At 64.5% G+C, this 16910-nt stretch carries 15 protein-coding genes; 5 read left to right on the plus strand and 10 right to left on the minus strand.

The window, feature by feature from the left end:
• Positions 1-56: 56 nt before the first annotated feature.
• A complete protein-coding gene (locus AC1RR3_RS19795; RefSeq protein WP_492824783.1) occupies positions 57-2012 on the minus strand; it encodes an ABCB family ABC transporter ATP-binding protein/permease in 1956 nt (651 codons plus the stop codon).
• Between the two features lie 200 nt (positions 2013-2212).
• Here AC1RR3_RS19795 and AC1RR3_RS19800 point away from each other — a divergent pair, with 200 nt between their 5' ends.
• Entirely contained in the window at positions 2213-2818 is a 606-nt protein-coding gene (locus AC1RR3_RS19800) for an LOG family protein (protein ID WP_492824784.1), read from the plus strand.
• Between the two features lie 4 nt (positions 2819-2822).
• Here AC1RR3_RS19800 and AC1RR3_RS19805 read toward each other — a convergent pair whose 3' ends face one another.
• From AC1RR3_RS19805 to cysS, 4 genes are all read right to left on the minus strand, one after another.
• On the minus strand, positions 2823-3200 hold the full coding sequence (locus AC1RR3_RS19805) for a VOC family protein (RefSeq protein WP_492824785.1): 378 nt from the start codon (positions 3198-3200) through the stop codon (positions 2823-2825).
• A 158-nt stretch (positions 3201-3358) separates the two neighbouring features.
• Positions 3359-4957: a citramalate synthase gene (gene cimA, locus AC1RR3_RS19810; RefSeq protein WP_492824786.1), complete on the minus strand. Its 1599-nt coding sequence runs from the start codon at positions 4955-4957 to the stop codon at positions 3359-3361.
• Positions 4954-5445 carry a GNAT family N-acetyltransferase gene (locus AC1RR3_RS19815; RefSeq protein ID WP_492824787.1) on the minus strand — a complete coding sequence of 164 codons (492 nt, stop codon included), beginning with the start codon at positions 5443-5445 and terminating at the stop codon, positions 4954-4956. Before AC1RR3_RS19815 ends, cimA begins: the two co-directional genes overlap by 4 nt.
• Entirely contained in the window at positions 5445-6839 is a 1395-nt protein-coding gene (gene cysS, locus AC1RR3_RS19820; protein WP_492824788.1) for a cysteine--tRNA ligase, read from the minus strand. Before cysS ends, AC1RR3_RS19815 begins: the two co-directional genes overlap by 1 nt.
• Before the next feature lie 291 nt (positions 6840-7130).
• Between cysS and AC1RR3_RS19825 the strand changes: the two genes are divergently transcribed.
• Both AC1RR3_RS19825 and AC1RR3_RS19830 read left to right on the plus strand, forming a co-directional pair.
• Entirely contained in the window at positions 7131-7436 is a 306-nt protein-coding gene (locus tag AC1RR3_RS19825) for a hypothetical protein (protein ID WP_492824789.1), read from the plus strand.
• A 130-nt stretch (positions 7437-7566) separates the two neighbouring features.
• Positions 7567-8760: a DUF2865 domain-containing protein gene (locus AC1RR3_RS19830; RefSeq protein WP_492824790.1), complete on the plus strand. Its 1194-nt coding sequence runs from the start codon at positions 7567-7569 to the stop codon at positions 8758-8760.
• 242 nt (positions 8761-9002) lie between these two features.
• On the opposite strand, the gene AC1RR3_RS19835 is transcribed toward AC1RR3_RS19830, so the two are convergent.
• The 3 genes from AC1RR3_RS19835 to AC1RR3_RS19845 form a co-directional block, all read right to left on the minus strand.
• A complete protein-coding gene (locus AC1RR3_RS19835) occupies positions 9003-10760 on the minus strand; it encodes an NAD+ synthase (RefSeq protein WP_492824791.1) in 1758 nt (585 codons plus the stop codon).
• 97 nt (positions 10761-10857) lie between these two features.
• Positions 10858-11211 carry a diacylglycerol kinase gene (locus AC1RR3_RS19840; protein ID WP_492824792.1) on the minus strand — a complete coding sequence of 118 codons (354 nt, stop codon included), beginning with the start codon at positions 11209-11211 and terminating at the stop codon, positions 10858-10860.
• Positions 11212-11215: 4 nt separating this feature from the next.
• Complete coding sequence (locus AC1RR3_RS19845; protein ID WP_492824793.1) at positions 11216-12604, minus strand: class II 3-deoxy-7-phosphoheptulonate synthase; 1389 nt, start codon at positions 12602-12604, stop codon at positions 11216-11218.
• Positions 12605-12786: 182 nt separating this feature from the next.
• On the opposite strand from AC1RR3_RS19845, the gene AC1RR3_RS19850 reads away from it, so the two are divergent.
• Positions 12787-13683 (plus strand): alpha/beta hydrolase family protein, encoded by an 897-nt coding sequence (locus AC1RR3_RS19850; protein WP_492824794.1) that lies wholly within the window; start codon positions 12787-12789, stop codon positions 13681-13683.
• Between the two features lie 62 nt (positions 13684-13745).
• On the opposite strand, the gene AC1RR3_RS19855 is transcribed toward AC1RR3_RS19850, so the two are convergent.
• Both AC1RR3_RS19855 and AC1RR3_RS19860 read right to left on the minus strand, forming a co-directional pair.
• Complete coding sequence (locus AC1RR3_RS19855) at positions 13746-14009, minus strand: hypothetical protein (RefSeq protein WP_492824795.1); 264 nt, start codon at positions 14007-14009, stop codon at positions 13746-13748.
• A 197-nt stretch (positions 14010-14206) separates the two neighbouring features.
• Positions 14207-15691 (minus strand): aldehyde dehydrogenase family protein, encoded by a 1485-nt coding sequence (locus tag AC1RR3_RS19860; protein WP_492825149.1) that lies wholly within the window; start codon positions 15689-15691, stop codon positions 14207-14209.
• A 114-nt stretch (positions 15692-15805) separates the two neighbouring features.
• On the opposite strand from AC1RR3_RS19860, the gene AC1RR3_RS19865 reads away from it, so the two are divergent.
• Positions 15806-16888 carry a substrate-binding domain-containing protein gene (locus tag AC1RR3_RS19865; protein ID WP_492824796.1) on the plus strand — a complete coding sequence of 361 codons (1083 nt, stop codon included), beginning with the start codon at positions 15806-15808 and terminating at the stop codon, positions 16886-16888.
• Positions 16889-16910: the final 22 nt, after the last annotated feature.

Below are 16910 nucleotides of genomic sequence, written 5' to 3' on the forward strand. Positions count from 1 at the left end.
GCAGGTCGTCCCGCGCGGTGGGCCTGTTTAGGCCAGAGTTGGGACCGGAGACAAGGTCACTCCGCCGCCGCAGGCGTCGTCAGGACGTCATCGACCGGCGGCGGCTCCCGGTTGGGCGCCTCGCCAGAGTCGGCCATTTTGGCCAGTTTCTCGCGCGCGGCTTCCGCCTCGCGTTGCCTGTTCCACATGCTGGCATAGAGGCCGCCCTGCGCCAGCAGCTTGGCGTGGGTGCCGCGCTCGGCGATCCGCCCCTGGTCCAGCACGATGATCTCGTCGGCGCCGACGATGGTCGAGAGCCGGTGCGCGATCACCAGCGAGGTGCGGTTCTTCGCCACGCGGTCGAGCGCACCCTGGATCTCGTGCTCGGTGTGGGTATCGAGCGCAGAAGTCGCCTCGTCCAGCACCAGGATCGGCGGCGCCTTCAACACGGTGCGCGCAATGGCGACGCGCTGCTTCTCGCCGCCCGACAGTTTCAGGCCGCGCTCGCCGACCTGGGTCTCGTAGCCCTTCGGCGCCATCCGGATGAAATGGTCGATCTGCGCCAGCCGCGCCGCCTCCTCGACCTCGGCATCGCTGGCGTCCCAGCGGCCGTAGCGGATGTTGTAGCGGATGGTGTCGTTGAACAGCACGGTGTCCTGCGGCACCATGCCGATCGAAGCGCGCAGTGAATCCTGCGTGACCTCGCGGATGTCCTGGCCGTCGATCAGGATCCTGCCGCCGGAGATGTCGTAGAGGCGGAACAGCAGCCGCGAGATGGTCGACTTGCCCGCGCCGGACGGGCCGACGATCGCGACCGTCTTGCCGGCCGGCACCTCGAAGCTGATGCCTTTGAGGATCGGCCGCGCCGGCTCATAGGCAAAGCGCACGTCCTCGAAACGCACGATGCCGGCAGAGATGACCAGCGGCTGCGCGTCGGGCGCGTCCTTGATCTCGGCCTCGCGTCCCAGCACGCCAAACATCTTCTCGATGTCGATGATCGCCTGCTTGATCTCGCGATACACCATGCCCATGAAATTCAGCGGCTGGTAGAGCTGGATCATCATGGCGTTGACCAGCACGAAATCGCCGACCGTGTTGGTACCGTTGCGCACGCCGATCGCGCACATCAGCATGGTCGTGGTCAGCCCCAGCGTGAAGATCACGGCCTGTCCGGTGTTGAGTACGGCGAGCGACGTATAGGCCTGGACACTCGACTCCTCGTAGCGCGCGACCGATTTGTCGTAACGCTGCGCCTCGCGGGTCTCCGCGCTGAAATATTTCACGGTCTCGTAGTTGAGCAGCGAGTCGATCGCCTTGGTGTTCGCCTCGGTGTCGGAATCGTTCATTTTGCGGCGGATGCCGATCCGCCACTCGGTCGCGATGTAGGTGTAGTACATGTAGACCGCGACCGTGATCAGCGTCGCCACCACGTAGCGCCAGTCGAACTGCCACAGCAGCACGGCGAGCAGCAGCGAGACCTCGACGATGGTCGGGATCAGCTGCAGGATCACCATGCGCACGATGACCTCGATGCCCTCGCGGCCGCGCTCGAGCACGCGCGTCAGGCCGCCGGTCTTGCGCTCGAGGTGGAAGCGCAGCGACAGTTCGTGCATGTGGATGAAGGTGATGGTGGCGAGCTTGCGCACCGCATGCATGGCGACGCGCGCAAAAATGCCGTCGCGCCATTGCGTCAGCACCGCCATCAGGATGCGCGTCGCGCCGTAACTGGCGGTGAGCAGCAATGGCGAGGCGATCACCCAGAGGTGCCAATTGTCGGGCTGCACCGGCGCGGTGTTCGCCCCGGTCAGCGCGTCGGTGGCCCATTTGAAGCTGAACGGCACCGTCAGCGTGATCAGCTTGGCGGCGAGCAGCAGCACCATCGACCAGACCACGCGCATCTTCAGGTCGAAACGGTCGCCCGGCCAGATATAGGGCCACAGATGCGCCAGCGTGCCCATCAGGGTAGCCCGCTCGAGCGGCCCGCCTGGGGAATCGGGCACGTCCGGGACGTCTGGCGAATGAGGTGGGCTCATCAAGAAACCTGGAGGCCCGCCGGATGCGGGCGCGCTGCGATTAACTGTTTTCGCTCGTCATATAGAAGCTTCCGGAGGCGAGCGCACCCCGCCAGATGGCGAATCTTTGATTGTTTGTCGCCATTTACCGGTAGATTTCCGGGTAGTCCGAATCACCTGAAGGGCTTGACGCCTCTTCGCTGCAATGCATCATGGCACCAATGAGCACGATCAAAACCGTCTGTGTCTATTGCGGCTCCGGTCCCGGAACCAATCCCCGCTTCACCGAAGGCGCAAAAGCGTTCGGCAAGGCGCTCGCCGAGAACAACATCCGCCTGGTCTATGGCGGCGGCTCGCTCGGCCTGATGGGCTCGGTCGCGACCTCCGTGCTCGATCACGGCGGCAGCGTCACCGGCATCATTCCCGAATTCCTGCGGAAGCGCGAGAATGCGCTGACCCGCGTGCAGGAGATGATCGTCACCCCCGACATGCACGAGCGCAAGCGGCTGATGTTCGAGCGCTCGGACGCCTTCGTGGCGCTGCCGGGCGGCGTCGGCACGCTGGAGGAGCTGGTCGAGCAATTGACCTGGAAACAGCTCGGCCGTCACGCCAAGCCGGTGCTTCTCGCCAATATCGACAATTTCTGGGAGCCGCTGTTCTCGCTGCTGTCGCACATGCGCCAGACCGAGTTCATCCGCGCCGGCCTTTCGGTCGACATCCTCAAGGCCGATCGCGTCGAGGATATCCTGCCGAAGCTGAAGTCCGCCGTGGCACAGCTCGCCGAGTCGGAAAAGCAGCTCGCCCCGGAAGTGGCGCGCAAGCTCTGACGCCCTACTCCGACGGAAACGTCACAGCCTCGATCCGGTTGCCGTCGGGGTCGAGGACGAAGGCTGCGTAATAGCGCACGCGGTCATGCGGGCGCAGGCCCGGTGCGCCGTCGGATGTACCGCCAGCGGACAACGCTGCGGCATGAAACGCATCGATCTCTGCCGTGGTCTTCGCCCGCAGGCAGATGTGCACGCCGCTCTCCGGTGGGACGGGCAGCATGCCTTCGCGCAAATTAATCCAGAACTCGGGATAGGACTTTCCAAAACCGACCGTTCGTGGCCGCGTCACGACACGTGTGAGGCCGAGCGCGGCGAGCGTGGCTTCGTAGAATCTTGCGGAGCGATCGAGATCGCTGACGCCGACGGAGATGTGGTCGATCATACCTTGGCCCCTCCTCACCCCAGCTGTCATCGCCCGGCCAGTGCGCAATTGCGCACTAGGACCGGGCGATCCAGTATTCCGAGACGCCGGCGAGTTACCGAGAAGCCGCAGCGTACTGGATACCCCGCTTTCGCGGGGTATGACAGCCGTTGCGGGTCTTACGCCGGCGCGCCCGACTTCACGAGCTTGTAGATCACCGAATCCATCAGCGCCTGGAACGAGGCGTCGATGATGTTCGGGGACACCCCGACCGTGGTCCAGACATCGCCATTCTCGTCCTCGCTCTCGATCAGCACGCGCGTGACCGCGCCGGTGCCGCCGTTGAGGATACGCACGCGGTAGTCGATCAGCTTCAGGCCTTCGATATATTTCTGGTACTTGCCGAGGTCTTTACGGAGCGCAACGTCGAGCGCGTTGACGGGGCCGTTGCCTTCGGCGGCCGAGATCAGATGCTCGCCGGCGACATCGACCTTGACCACGGCGAGGGCCACCGTGACGCGCTCGCCGAGCGAATTGTAGCGCTGCTCGACATTGACATCGAACTGCTCGACCTCGAAATAATGCGGCACCTTGCCGAGCGTGCGGCGCGCGAGGAGATCAAACGAGGCATTGGCGGATTCATAGGCGTAGCCTTGCGCCTCACGCTCCTTCAATTCTTCGACGAGGCGCGTCAGCTTGGGATCGCTCTTCTCATAGGCGATGCCGGCACGGTCGAGCTCGGCGATCACGTTGGAGCGTCCGGCCTGGTCTGATACCAGCACCTTGCGATGATTGCCGACCAGTTCCGGCAACACATGCTCATAGGTCTGCGGATCCTTCAGCACGGCGGAGGCATGGATGCCGGTCTTGGTGACGAAGGCGCTCTCGCCGACATAGGCCGCATGCCGGTTCGGCACGCGGTTGAGCATGTCGTCGAGCGTGCGCGAGACCTTGACGAGAGTTGCAAGCTTCTCGGTCGTAACGCCGATCTCGAAAGCGTCCGCAAACTCCTTCTTCAGCTTCAAGGTCGGGATCAGCGAACAGAGATTGGCGTTGCCGCAACGCTCACCGAGGCCGTTTAGCGTACCCTGAATCTGCCGCGCGCCGGCGCGCACCGCGGCCAGCGAGTTCGCCACCGCCTGCTCGGTGTCATTATGGGCGTGGATGCCGAGATGATCGCCGGGGATGTGCTTGATCACCTCGGTGACGATGGCCTCGATCTCATTCGGCATGGTGCCGCCGTTGGTGTCGCACAGCACCACCCAGCGCGCGCCTGCGTCATAGGCGGCCTTGGCGCAGGCCAGCGCGAAGCTCGAATCTTCCTTGTAGCCATCAAAGAAGTGCTCGCAATCGAGCATGACCTCGCGGCCGGCGGCCTTCGCCGCGGCAACGCTGTCGCGGATCGAAGCGAGGTTTTCTTCCTTGGTCGTCTCCAGCGCGACGCGCACCTGGTAGGCCGAGGACTTCGCCACGAAGCAGATCGCATCCGCCTTCGCTTCCAGGAGCCCGGCGACGCCGGGATCGTTGGAAACCGAGCGCCCTGCCCGCCGCGTCATGCCGAAGGCGGTGAAGCGCGCATGCGAAAAATTCGGCTTGGTGCCGAAGAATTCCGTATCGGTCGGATTGGCGCCGGGATAGCCGCCCTCGACATAGTCGATGCCGAGATCGTCGAGCATCGCCGCGATGATCTGCTTGTCGGTCAGCGTGAAATCGACGCCATTGGTCTGCGCGCCGTCGCGCAACGTGGTGTCGAACAGATAGAGACGCTCCTTGCTCATTGCGCTGCTCCGAGCGTCTTCTTCATCGTGGTGTTGGCGAGCCACTCGTCGTTGACGGTGATGCTGTTGCGCTGCATGGCGACATAGCCGCGCTTGGCGAAGAAGTCTTGCGCGGTATCGCTGGCATCGACCGAGAGGCCTGTCGCGCCGCGGCCGCCGGCAAGCTTCTCCAGCGCGTCGACCAGCATGGTCGCAATGCCCTGCCCGGCCACCGCGGGATGCACATAGAGCATGCGAATGTGATCGGCGCCGCGCAGCGAGGCAAAGCCGACCGGCGAGCCCTCCAGCGTCGCGATCAGCGTCAAATCGGCCGCGAGCCGCTTGCCGAACTCCTCGGTTTCCGCCGCCTCCATCCAGGCCTGCTGCTGCGCTTCGTTATAGTCGTCGCCGGTCAGCTCCTCGATGCTGGCGGCGAAGATCGCGGCGAGCAACGGCACGTCATCAGGCAGGAAGGGCCGCAAGCCGGGCTTGGGATGCGCTTGTGCCATCACGCGAGCTCCCATGTCGTCACCGGCTTGCCGTCGGCGTCCTTGCCGTCCTTGATCACGACGCCCCTGGCCGCGAGTTCGTCACGGATGCGATCGGACTCCCTGAAGTCTTTTCGCGCCCGCGCAGCGGCGCGTTCCGCGATCAGGCGGTCGATCTCGCTGGCATCGACCCCGCTCGCCTTTTGCTTGCGGCCCTGCCATTGCACAGCACTCTCGGACAAGAAGCCGAGCAAACGCAACGAACCCGCCAAAGCGCTCACATCGCTATTGCGGAGGCTATGCAACGCGGCGATCGCGAGCGACGTGTTGAGATCGTCAAGCAGCGGCTCGACCACGGACGCAGCCGGTTTCCCCGGCGCGACGTCGGCCGCGACCCGATACCAGTCGTCGAGCGTCCGGGCGCTCTCGTCCAGCGATTTCATGGTCCAGTCGATCGGCGAGCGGTAATGCGTCTTCAGCATGTTCAGGCGCAGCACCTCGCCCGGCCAATCCGCAAGCAGCTCGTGGATGGTGACGAAATTGCCGAGCGACTTCGACATCTTCTCGCTTTCGACCTGCAGGAAGCCGTTGTGCATCCAGTAGTTCGCCATGCGCTCGCGGTGGAAGGCGCAGCAGGTCTGCGCGACCTCGTTCTCGTGATGCGGAAACACGAGATCGATACCGCCGCCGTGGATGTCGAAGTGCTCGCCGAGATGCTTCCAGGCCATCGCCGAGCACTCGATGTGCCAGCCCGGGCGTCCTTGCGCAGCGATCCCCGCCGGCGACGGCCATGACGGCTCGCCCGGCTTGGACGGCTTCCACAGCACGAAGTCGGTGCTGTCCTTCTTGTAGGGCGCGACGTCGACGCGGGCGCCGGCGATCATCTCGTCCAGCGAGCGATTGGATAGCGCGCCGTATCGCGGCAGTCCGGCATTGGCCGCGTTCATGGCCTGCGGCGAGAACAGCACATGGTCCTCGGCGGCATAGGCGAAGCCGCCGGCGATCAGCTTCTCGATGATCTCGCGCATCTCGCCGATATGCTCGGTCGCGCGCGGCTCCACGCTCGGCCTGAGCGCACCGAGCGCGTCGACGTCGGCGTGAAACTGCTTGCCGGTCTGCTCGGTGACCTTGCGGATCGCCTCGTTCAGCGGGAGCCCTGAAAAATCACGCGCGGCGCGGTCGTTGATCTTGTCGTCGACGTCGGTGATGTTGCGGACATACGTCACATGCGCTTCGCCATAGAGATGGCGCAGCAGCCGAAACAGCACGTCGAACACGATCACCGGCCGCGCATTGCCGATATGGGCGAAGTCGTAGACCGTCGGTCCGCACACATACATGCGGACGTTGTTTGGATCGAGCGGCACGAACGGCCGCTTCTCCTTGGTCAGCGTATCGTAAAGGCGTAATTCCATATGGATACCCGTCGGCTGTTGGCCGGGCGTCCAGTGCTCTCAATGTTTTTGAGAAAAGACGGCTCCAGCCAGCGAATCGCTAGCTCGTAATCTCGCAAATGGTGCAAATGGCGAGGAGACCGTTCATGCGGGAACATATGGGCCACGGGAGGGCCTGACGTCAAGGGAGCCGCGAAAAAGCCGTCTTCCGTCCGCAAAGCGCGGCCACACGCCATAACGGTTCCATTATCCTTAACCTTTTGAGCCCATTCTGGAACTGGCGGTTCCTTCTTTTTGCCCCCCGGTGATTTCATGCGATCCCTGCTCGCGCTCATTTCCTGCGCCTCCATCCTTGCGGCCTCCAGCGCTTTCGCCGAGACCCGCGTCTTCATCATCCCCAACCAGGCTGACGGCTACGGCGTGGACCAGTGCCTGGCCAAGGGCGACAAATGCGGCGCGCAGGTCGCGCGCACCTACTGCCAGTCACGCGATTTTGCCCAGGCATCGAGCTATCGCCGGGTCGATCCCGACGAAATTACCGGCTCCGTCCCCAAAACCGGCACAAACTGCTCCCATGGCCATTGCGACGAATATGTCGCAATCACCTGCCAGCGCTGAATTCCCTCGGAGCTGGCGGACCTTAGGACCAGTTTTCGGCCCCTGAAACGACGTGACGATGCCGCAGGAAGCGGCTATTGGAGGGCGCGCGTCGGCCCCCAAAATCACGCTGGGCCGTGACCTCGCTAGAATGGCGGATATGCCTGAATTTTTGTCTCTCTCCCGTGCTCGCTTCGTCTCTGCCTGCACCGTGCTTCTGAGCATGGTCGTGCTCGCCACCGGTGCTTTCGCGCAGGCCGGCCCGCCCGGGCCGCCGCCTCAGCCCGGCCAGAACGGACTTGGACCCAATCCGATGTGCTCGCGGCTGGAAGGCCAGCTCGCCGCGCTCGATCGTGGCGGCGGCGGTGGAGACCCCGCGCGCGACGACCAGATCCGCCGCTATCAGGATTCCCAGGCCAAGCAGCAGGCCGAGCTCGACCGCGTCACCATGCAGGCCAAGCGCATGGGTTGCGATTCCTCCGGCTTCTTCTCGCTGTTCAACGGCCAGTCGGCGCAGTGCGGCCCGGTCAACACCCAGATCCAGCAGATGCGCGCCAATCTGGACCAGATCACCGGCAATCTCGAACGTCTGCGCGGCGGCGGTGCCGGCGGCTTCAGCCCCGAGCGCGACAATCAGCGCCGCTCGGTGCTGGCAGCGCTGGCGCAGAACAATTGCGGCCCGCAATATGCCAACGCCGCGCAGTCGCAAGGCGGCGGCAACTTCCTGAGCAATCTGTTCGGCGGCAACAACCCGAACAATCCGCAAGGCGTGCCGCCCTCTGATCTCGGCCCACAATCCGGCACCTACCGCACCGTCTGCGTGCGCACCTGCGACGGCGCCTATTTCCCGGTCTCGTTTGCGACCGTGCCGGCGCGCTTCCCCGACGACGAGAAGACCTGCAAGGCGCTGTGCCCGGCCGCGGAAGCCGTGCTGTACACCCATCGCAATCCCGGCGAGGACATGAACTCGGCGGTGTCGATCGGCGGCCAGCCCTATACGGCGCTGCCGACCGCGTTCAAATTCCGCAGCGAGTTCAACCCGTCCTGCTCCTGCAAGGCGGCGGGACAGACCTGGGCCGACGCGCTGAAATCGGCCGACGACAAGGCCGCGGCCGAGCAGCAGGGTGACATCATCGTCACCGAGGAGAGCGCCAAGAAAATGCAGCAGCAACGGCTTGGCAAGGGCGCGCCTGCAAATGCCAAGAAGGGTGCAGCGCCTGCGCCGACGACAGCGACTGCACCGGCTGCGACGCCGCCCGCGGATACCGGCACGGCCGCGACGAGCTCGGAGAATAAGCCGATCCGCTCGGTCGGTCCGAGCTTCCTGCCGCAGCAGCAGAAGTAGGTGCGATCAGATCACGTCTGCCGATGCCGGGGTCCCCTTCTCCCCTTGCGGGAGAAGGTGGCGCGAAGCGCCGGATGAGGGGTTCTATCCGCGCTCACATGTGCACATGAATACGTGGATAGAACCCCTCACCCAACTGAGTTCGTTTCGACAGCAGTGCTGCCCTCTCCCGCAAGGGGCGAGGGCACATTAACGCCCATCTCCCTCGCGGATACGGAAGAGATAATCCGCCGTAGCTTGCCCTACCCCTCGAACGCATCGATCGAGGCGCGGTTGCCGCGCGAGACCAAGGTCTCGTCCGGGGCAGGCAGCGGCTCGCCCCTGTCGCGAAAGCGGTTGGTGATGGGATAGCGGCGGTCGCGGCCAAAGTTCTTGCGCGTCACCTTCACGCCGGGCGCGGCCTGGCGTCGCTTGTATTCGGCGACGTTGAGGAGATGGTCGATGCGGGTGACGGTCTCGCGATCGAAGCCGGCGGCGATGATCGCATCGAGCGGCTCCTCGCGTTCGACCAGCCGTTCGAGAATGGCATCGAGCACCTCGTAAGGCGGCAATGAATCCTGATCGGTCTGGTTGTCGCGCAATTCCGCGGTCGGCGGGCGCGTGATGATGTCGGGCGGGATCACCTCGCCTGCCGGCCCGAGCGCGCCCTCCGGCTTCCAGCTGTTGCGCAAGCCGGCCAATCGAAACACCTGCGTCTTGTAGATATCCTTGATCGGATTGAAGCCGCCGTTCATGTCGCCATAGAGCGTGGCGTAGCCGACCGACATTTCCGACTTGTTGCCCGTCGTCACCACCATCAGCCCGATCTTGTTGGAGATCGCCATCAGCAGCGTGCCGCGGGTGCGGGCCTGAAGGTTTTCCTCGGTGATATCAGGCGGCAGATTCCTGAAGATGCCCGAGAGGATCGTCTCGAACCCGTTCACGGCCTCCGCGATCGGCAGCACCTCGTAGCGGATGCCGAGATGGCCGGCGAGCTCGCCGGCGTCCGCGATCGAGTGCGCGGCCGTGTAGCGATAAGGCAGCATCACGCCATGGACCTGGTCGGCTCCGAGCGCATCGACGGCGATCGCCGCGCACAGCGCGGAGTCGATGCCGCCGGAAATGCCGAGCAGCACGCCGGGGAAACCGTTCTTGGCGACATAGTCGCGCAGGCCCAGCACGCAGGCGGCGTAGTCGGCCTTGTCGCCCTCGACAAGCTCCGCGATCGGCCCCGTGCAGCGCCAACCCTCGCCGTTGCGCGTGAAGCGCAACGTGGTGACATTCTCCTCGAACGCCGGCAATTGCGCCGCCAGCGAGAGATCGCCGTTGAGCGCAAACGAAGCGCCGTCGAACACCAGCTCGTCCTGGCCGCAAACCTGGTTGAGATAGACCAGCGGCAAGCCGCTCTCGGTGACGCGCGCCACCGCGACCGACAGGCGTACATCGTTCTTGTCGCGGGCGTAGGGCGAGCCGTTCGGCACCAGGATGATCTCGGCACCGGTCTCGGCCAGCGTCTCGACCACGTTTTCGTAGTCCTCGGACTCTTCCAGCCAGATGTCCTCGCAGATCGGCACGCCGATGCGCACGCCGCGCACCGTGACGGGACCAGCGGCAGGGCCGCGCGCAAACAACCGCTTCTCGTCGAACACGCCGTAATTCGGCAGATTGCATTTGAAGCGCAAGCCGGCGATGCGGCCGCCGTCGAGCAGCGCGCAGGCATTGTAGAGTTTTCCGTCTTCGACCCAGGGCGTGCCGACCAGCATGGCCGGGCCGCCATCGGCGGTCTCACGCGCCAGGCTTTCGATCGCGGCGCGGCAGGCGGCCTGGAAGGCCGGCTTCTGCACCAGATCTTCCGGCGGATAGCCGGCGATGAACAATTCCGGAAACAGCACGAGATCGGCGCCGTCGGCGATCGCCTGCAGGCGCGCCGCCCGCGCCTTCGCGGCGTTGCCCTCGATGTCGCCCATGGTCGGATTGAGCTGGGCGAGCGTGACCGCGAATGCGTTGAGACGTTCGGTCATGGCCGCTCCGATCCGATCAGAGCATGATCCGGAAAAGTGTGAAGCGGTTTTCCGAAAAGATCATGCTCAAACAATATTCTAAAGCGCGGTACGCGCTTTAGAGGAACCCCAGGCGCTCGACGATGGCGATGATCCAGAACGCGCCGGCCATCAGCAGCGCAACGCCGACCGCGGCCGAGCCCATGTCCTTGACCCGCCCGATCTGCTTGTCGTGATCCAGGGTCAGCCGGTCCGCAAGCTTCTCGATCGCGGTGTTGAGCAGCTCGACCGTCAGCACGAACGCAACCGAACAGACCAGCTCAACCGCCCGCAGCGCCGTCGCGGCAACGAACCAGGCCAGCGGCACCGACAGCAGGAGCGCAAACACCTCCTCGCGGACGGCCTGCTCCGAACGGAACGCAAAGGCCAGACCGTTGCGGGAATTGATCGTGGCCTTCCAGATCCGCAGCAAGGTCTTAGAGCCCCGCTGCGGCCGGCATCGGCCTGGCCTTGCCGACGCGTTCCTGCTTCAGCAGCTCGGCGACCAGGAAAGCCATGTCGATGGACTGCTCGGCATTGAGGCGGGGATCGCAGACCGTGTGGTAGCGGTCGTTGAGGTCCTCGTCCGTGATCGCGCGGGCGCCGCCGAGACATTCGGTAACGTCCTGGCCGGTCATCTCCAGATGCACGCCGCCGGCATGGGTGCCTTCGGCCGCGTGGATCGCAAAGAACGACTTCACCTCGGACAGGATGCGGTCGAACGGCCGTGTCTTGTAGCCCGACGTCGAGGTGATGGTGTTGCCGTGCATGGGATCGCACGACCAGACCACCACTTTGCCCTCGCGCTTCACCGCGCGCACCATGTTCGGCAGATGCTCGCCGACCTTGTCGGAGCCGAAGCGGCCGATCAGGGTCAGCCGGCCCGGCTCGTTGTCGGGGTTGAGCACGTCGATCAGCTTCAAGAGTTCGTCGGTCTTGAGCGACGGACCGCACTTCAGCCCGATCGGGTTCTTGATGCCGCGGAAATATTCGATGTGGCCGTGGTCGAGCTGGCGGGTACGGTCGCCGATCCAGATCATGTGGCCCGAGGTGGCATACCAGTCGCCGGTGGTGGAATCGACGCGGGTCATGGCCTGCTCGTAGCCGAGCAGCAGCGCCTCGTGGCTGGTGTAGAAATCGGTCGAGCGCAGCTCAGGATGAGCCTCAAGATCGAGGCCGCAGGCGCGCATGAAATTCAGCGCGTCCGAGATGCGGTCGGCCAGTTCCTTGTAGCGGCGGGACTGCGGTGAGTCCTTGAGGAAGCCGAGCATCCATTGATGCACGCTGCCGAGATTGGCGTAGCCGCCGGTCGCAAACGCGCGCAGCAGGTTCAGCGTCGCGGCCGACTGGCGGTAGGCCATCAGCTGGCGCTGCGGATCCGGGACGCGCGCTTCCTTGGTGAAGGCGATGTCGTTGACGATGTCGCCGCGGTAGCTCGGCAGCTCGACACCGTTGATCTTCTCGGTCGGCGATGACCGCGGCTTGGCAAACTGGCCGGCGACGCGGCCGACCTTCACCACCGGGACGGCGCCGGCATAGGTCAGCACCACCGCCATCTGGAGCAGCACGCGGAAAAAGTCGCGGATATTGTTGGCGCCGTGCTCGGCAAAGCTTTCGGCACAGTCGCCGCCCTGGAGCAGGAAGGCCTCGCCGGCCGCAACCCGCCCCAGCGCCTTCTTCAGATTGCGTGCCTCGCCCGCGAACACCAGCGGCGGAAAGGTCGCAAGCTGCGCCTCGACGTCGGCCAAAGCCTTGGCGTCGGGATAATCGGGCACCTGGAGCACCGGCTTGCTGCGCCAGGACTCGGGCGTCCACCGCTCGGACATCGCAATCTCTCCGTGAAGCAAAAAGCACAACCTGATCTAGGGGTTGCGAGGGCCGCCTTATACACAGGCTCGCCCCGCCCCGCCAGTTGTAAATCCATTTCGCACTGCAAACCCTTGCAGGAAAAGCCAAATTCGCATTTGCTTGGGAAGGCTTGAGGAAACTGGCAGGACCTGGGCTGCCCATGGACGCGGCGCGCGACGACGTTTTCATCGACGAGATCAGCTTCCCGGCGACCGACGGGTATGCGCTGAGCGGCACCCTGTTCCTGCCGCGCGGGGCAAAACGCCACGCCGTCCTGATCAATTCGGCCACCGCCGTGCCGCGAAAAATCTATCGCGGCTTTGCCTCCTATCTCGCCCATCGCGGCTGCGCGGTGCTCACCTACGACTATCGCGGCATCGGCGACTCCCGCCTGCCGGCCATGGTCGGCTACAACCAGCCGAAATCGCTGGTCGGCTTCAAGGCCTCGATGTCGGACTGGGCCGCGCTCGACGTCACCGCCGCGGTGAGCTGGATGCGCGAGCGCTACAACACCCTGCCGCTTGCCTATGTCGGCCATTCCTTTGGCGGCCAGGCGCTCGGGCTGATCGCCAACAACAGCGACATCTCGCGCGCCGCGTTCGTGGCCTCGCAGGCCGCGACCTGGCGGCTGATGACCTCGCCGGAAAAATATCGCGTCTTCGCCTTCATGAACTTTGTCGGCGTACCGCTGGTCCATGCACTCGGCTATGCGCCGGGCTGGGCCGGCATCGGCGAGGATTTGCCCAAGGGCGTCTTCCTGCAATGGGCGGAGTGGGTCTCGAGCCCGCGCTATCTGTTCGATTCAAAACTGCCGGCGCTGGAGAATTTTGCAAAATTCAAGGGCGAGCTGCGCGCGCTGTGCTTCTCCGACGATCCCTGGGCGACCCGCCCCGCGGTCGAGTTGCTCGCCGGCGGCTTCACCGCGACCAAGCCGGAGGTGTTGACGGTGAAGCCATCCGATGTCGGCGCCAAGGGAATAGGCCATTTCGGCTTCTTCCGCCCCGAGCACCGCGACACACTGTGGCGCGGCGTCGCGGAATGGATTCAGGGGGAGTGAAGATGTTCACCTCTCCCGTAGGGAGAGGTGAACCCAAGCCGACGGGCCTGGTTTCATATGGACTAACGAATGATCGTCGTCAGCGACGAGTAGCGCTTGTTCGGCTTGGCTTCACCCGGCGCGAACTGAGCAAAAGCCTCGCTGACGCGGACCGCCGGCGGCGTGTCGCCGGCGAAGCGGAATTCCTTCGGTTGCGGCGCGTAGAAGCTGGCGCGGTAATAGGCGTCGTCGAAGCGTGCGTCACCGACGCCGAACAATGCGTCGCAGACGAACAGGAGCGCGTAGACTCCCGCGACCGCTGCGACGATCTCCCTGAAAATAGACATGCTGATGCCCCACCCTTTTGCAGGCAGGATGCAGGTCGGTTCCAAAGCTCTGGTTTAAGGCGACATGCTTCTTGTCCGCAGGGTTTGCCGCTGCTGAGCGGAATGCAGACAATTTTATCGATCTCGAAAAGAGAGCCCGCCTGAATCATCAGGCGGGCTCCAGGATTGGCCGCTCGGGAGGTTATCAGACGGCCAAATCAGACGGCCAAGTTCATCCACACCGCCTTGGGCTCGATGAAATTGTCGATCGCGGCGGTGCCGTGCTCGCGGCCGAGGCCGGAGTCGCGCTCGCCGCCCCAGGGCAGGCGTACATCGGTATAGCCATAGGTGTTCATCCAGACCGTGCCGGCGCGAGCCCGCTTGGCAAACCGCTGGAGCTTGCCGATGTCGCGGCTCCAGACGCCGGCCGCGAGGCTGTAGGCGGTGCCGTTGGCGATCCGCAAGGCATCAGCCTCGTCCCTGAACTTGATGACGCTGACGACGGGGCCGAAGATTTCCTCCTGCGAGATCCGCATCTCGTGCGCAACATTTGCGAACACCGCGGGGCTGATGAAATAGCCGCGATCGCCAACCTTCTCGCCGCCGGTGACGAGGGTCGCGCCTTCCTTCTGTCCGATGTCGACATAGTCGAGGATCGACTTCATCTGCTTCTCGGAGATTACAGGGCCGAGCGCCGTCTTGCGATCGAGCGGATCGCCGATTCTGATCGATTTCGCGCGGGCAGCGAGACGCTCGACGACTTCGTCATACGCCCTCTCCTGCACCAGCACGCGGGAGCCGGCCGAGCAGACCTGGCCCGCATTGAAGAAGATGCCGGAGGCCGCAGCCTTGGATGCACCTTCAAGATCGGCGTCGTCGAAGATGACATTGGCCGATTTGCCGCCGAGTTCGAGCGAGACGCGCTTGAAGTTGCTCGCCGCGCCCTTCATGATTCCACGGCCCACGCCAGGCGAGCCGGTGAAGGTGACCTTGTCGACGTCAGGGTGATTGACCAGCGCGTCGCCGACGACGCGGCCGGGTCCGGTGACGACGTTGAAGACGCCCGCCGGCAAGCCGGCTTCGAGCGCCAGCTCGGCGATGCGCAGCGCCGACAGCGAGGTCAGCTCGGCCGGCTTCATCACGATGGTGCAGCCGCAGGCCAGCGCCGGCGCGAGCTTCCACATGCCGATCATCAGCGGGAAATTCCACGGCACGATCGCCGCGACCACGCCGACCGGCTCGCGCATGGTGTAGGTCAGGGCATCGTCGCGCACCGGCACGACATCGCCGCTGATCTTGTCGGCCCAGCCGGCGTAATAGATCAGCGTGTCGACCGCAGCCGGAAAGTCCTGGCGCGTCGTCGCCGAGATCGGCTTGCCGGCATCGATCGACTCGAGCTCGATGATCTCTTCGGCGTGAGCTTTAAGCAGGTCCGCCCAGCGCAGCAGGATCAGGCCACGCTCGGAGGCGCGCATCGTGCGCCACGGGCCCTCGAACGCGCGGCGTGCGGCGGCCACGGCCTGCTCGACATCGGCCTCGTTGCCTTCGGCGATGGTGGCAATGACCTGGCCGGTGGCGGGATTGAGGGATTTGAAGGTGCGGCCGGAGCTGGCGGGGACGCGGCGGCCGTCGATGAGCAGATGCTGCGGCCGGGCCATGAATTCGGTCGCCGGCGAATGCGCAAAGTCATATGCAACTGACATCATATTTCCTCCGTTTCTGGTATACCAGCGTAGGCGCGTATTGGCCGGAGTAAATATGATATGGTGTGCCTATGACCCGCTCATTATATGAACTCGACTTCATAAGGATGTTTCATGCTCCAGATTGAGATCGAGGCCGTTTGGCGGTTTCGCCAGGAGGGTAGCCCGCGCACGGCGGTGGTCATGCTCGGCGTTCTCAACGAAATCCGGAAGACCGGAAAGATCACGAGCGCTGCCGCCGACGCGCACCTGTCCTATCGGCATGTCTGGAATCTGATCGAGCAATGGTCGGAGTTCTTCGGCACGCCGCTGGTCGAGACCCAGCGCGGCAAGGGTTCAAAACTCACGCCGTTCGGCGAGCGGCTGGTGTGGGCGGGCGAGCGCATGCAGGCGCGGCTTGGACCGCAACTCGAAAACCTCGCGCAGGAGCTCGCGAGCGAAATCAAGCCGTTCCTCGAGCAGCGCCCCGCGGTGATCCGCGTCCATGCCAGCCACGGCTTCGCGGTGGCAAAGCTGCGTGAATTCCTTGACCGCGAGCCCGGCATCGGCGTCGATTTGCGCTATGTCAGCAACCAGAATTCGCTGGTGTCACTGGCGCAGGGCGCCTGCGATCTCTCCGGCCTGCATCTGCCGCACGGCGCGCTGCGCGCCCAGGGCATCAAGGCGGCGCGCGAATGGCTCGATCCGCGCGAGGATCGCGTCATCAGTTTCGTCACCCGCGAGATGGGGCTGATGGTCGCGCGCGGCAATCCGCTCGGCATCGAAACGATCGAGGACCTGACCAGGCCGAAGGTCCGCTTCGTCAACCGCGACCATGATTCCGGCACGCGCCTCTTGTTCGACCAGTTGCTCGCCGCACATCGCATCGACGAAGGCCGCATCAACGGCGCGCAGCAGATCGAGTTCACCCACGCCGCGGTCGCGGCCTATGTCGCGAGCGGCATGGCGGATGCGAGTTTCGGCGTCGAGGCGGCCGCCCGCCATTTCGGCCTGGATTTCATTCGCATCGTGACCGAGGATTATTTCTTCGTCTGCAAACGCGCCTTCCTCGATACCGGGCCGATGCAGCGCATCCTCGAGATCATGCGCAGTGCTGATTTTCGCGCCGCTGTCGCGAACCTTCCCGGCTACGTGCCGTCGGACACCGGCGAGGTCACCGGCGTGAAGGCGTTCCTGGAGATGCACGCCGTACGGTGACGCCGTACGCCGCTCTCACCTT

The organism is Bradyrhizobium sp. GW821-FHT13H05 (assembly GCF_058804065.1).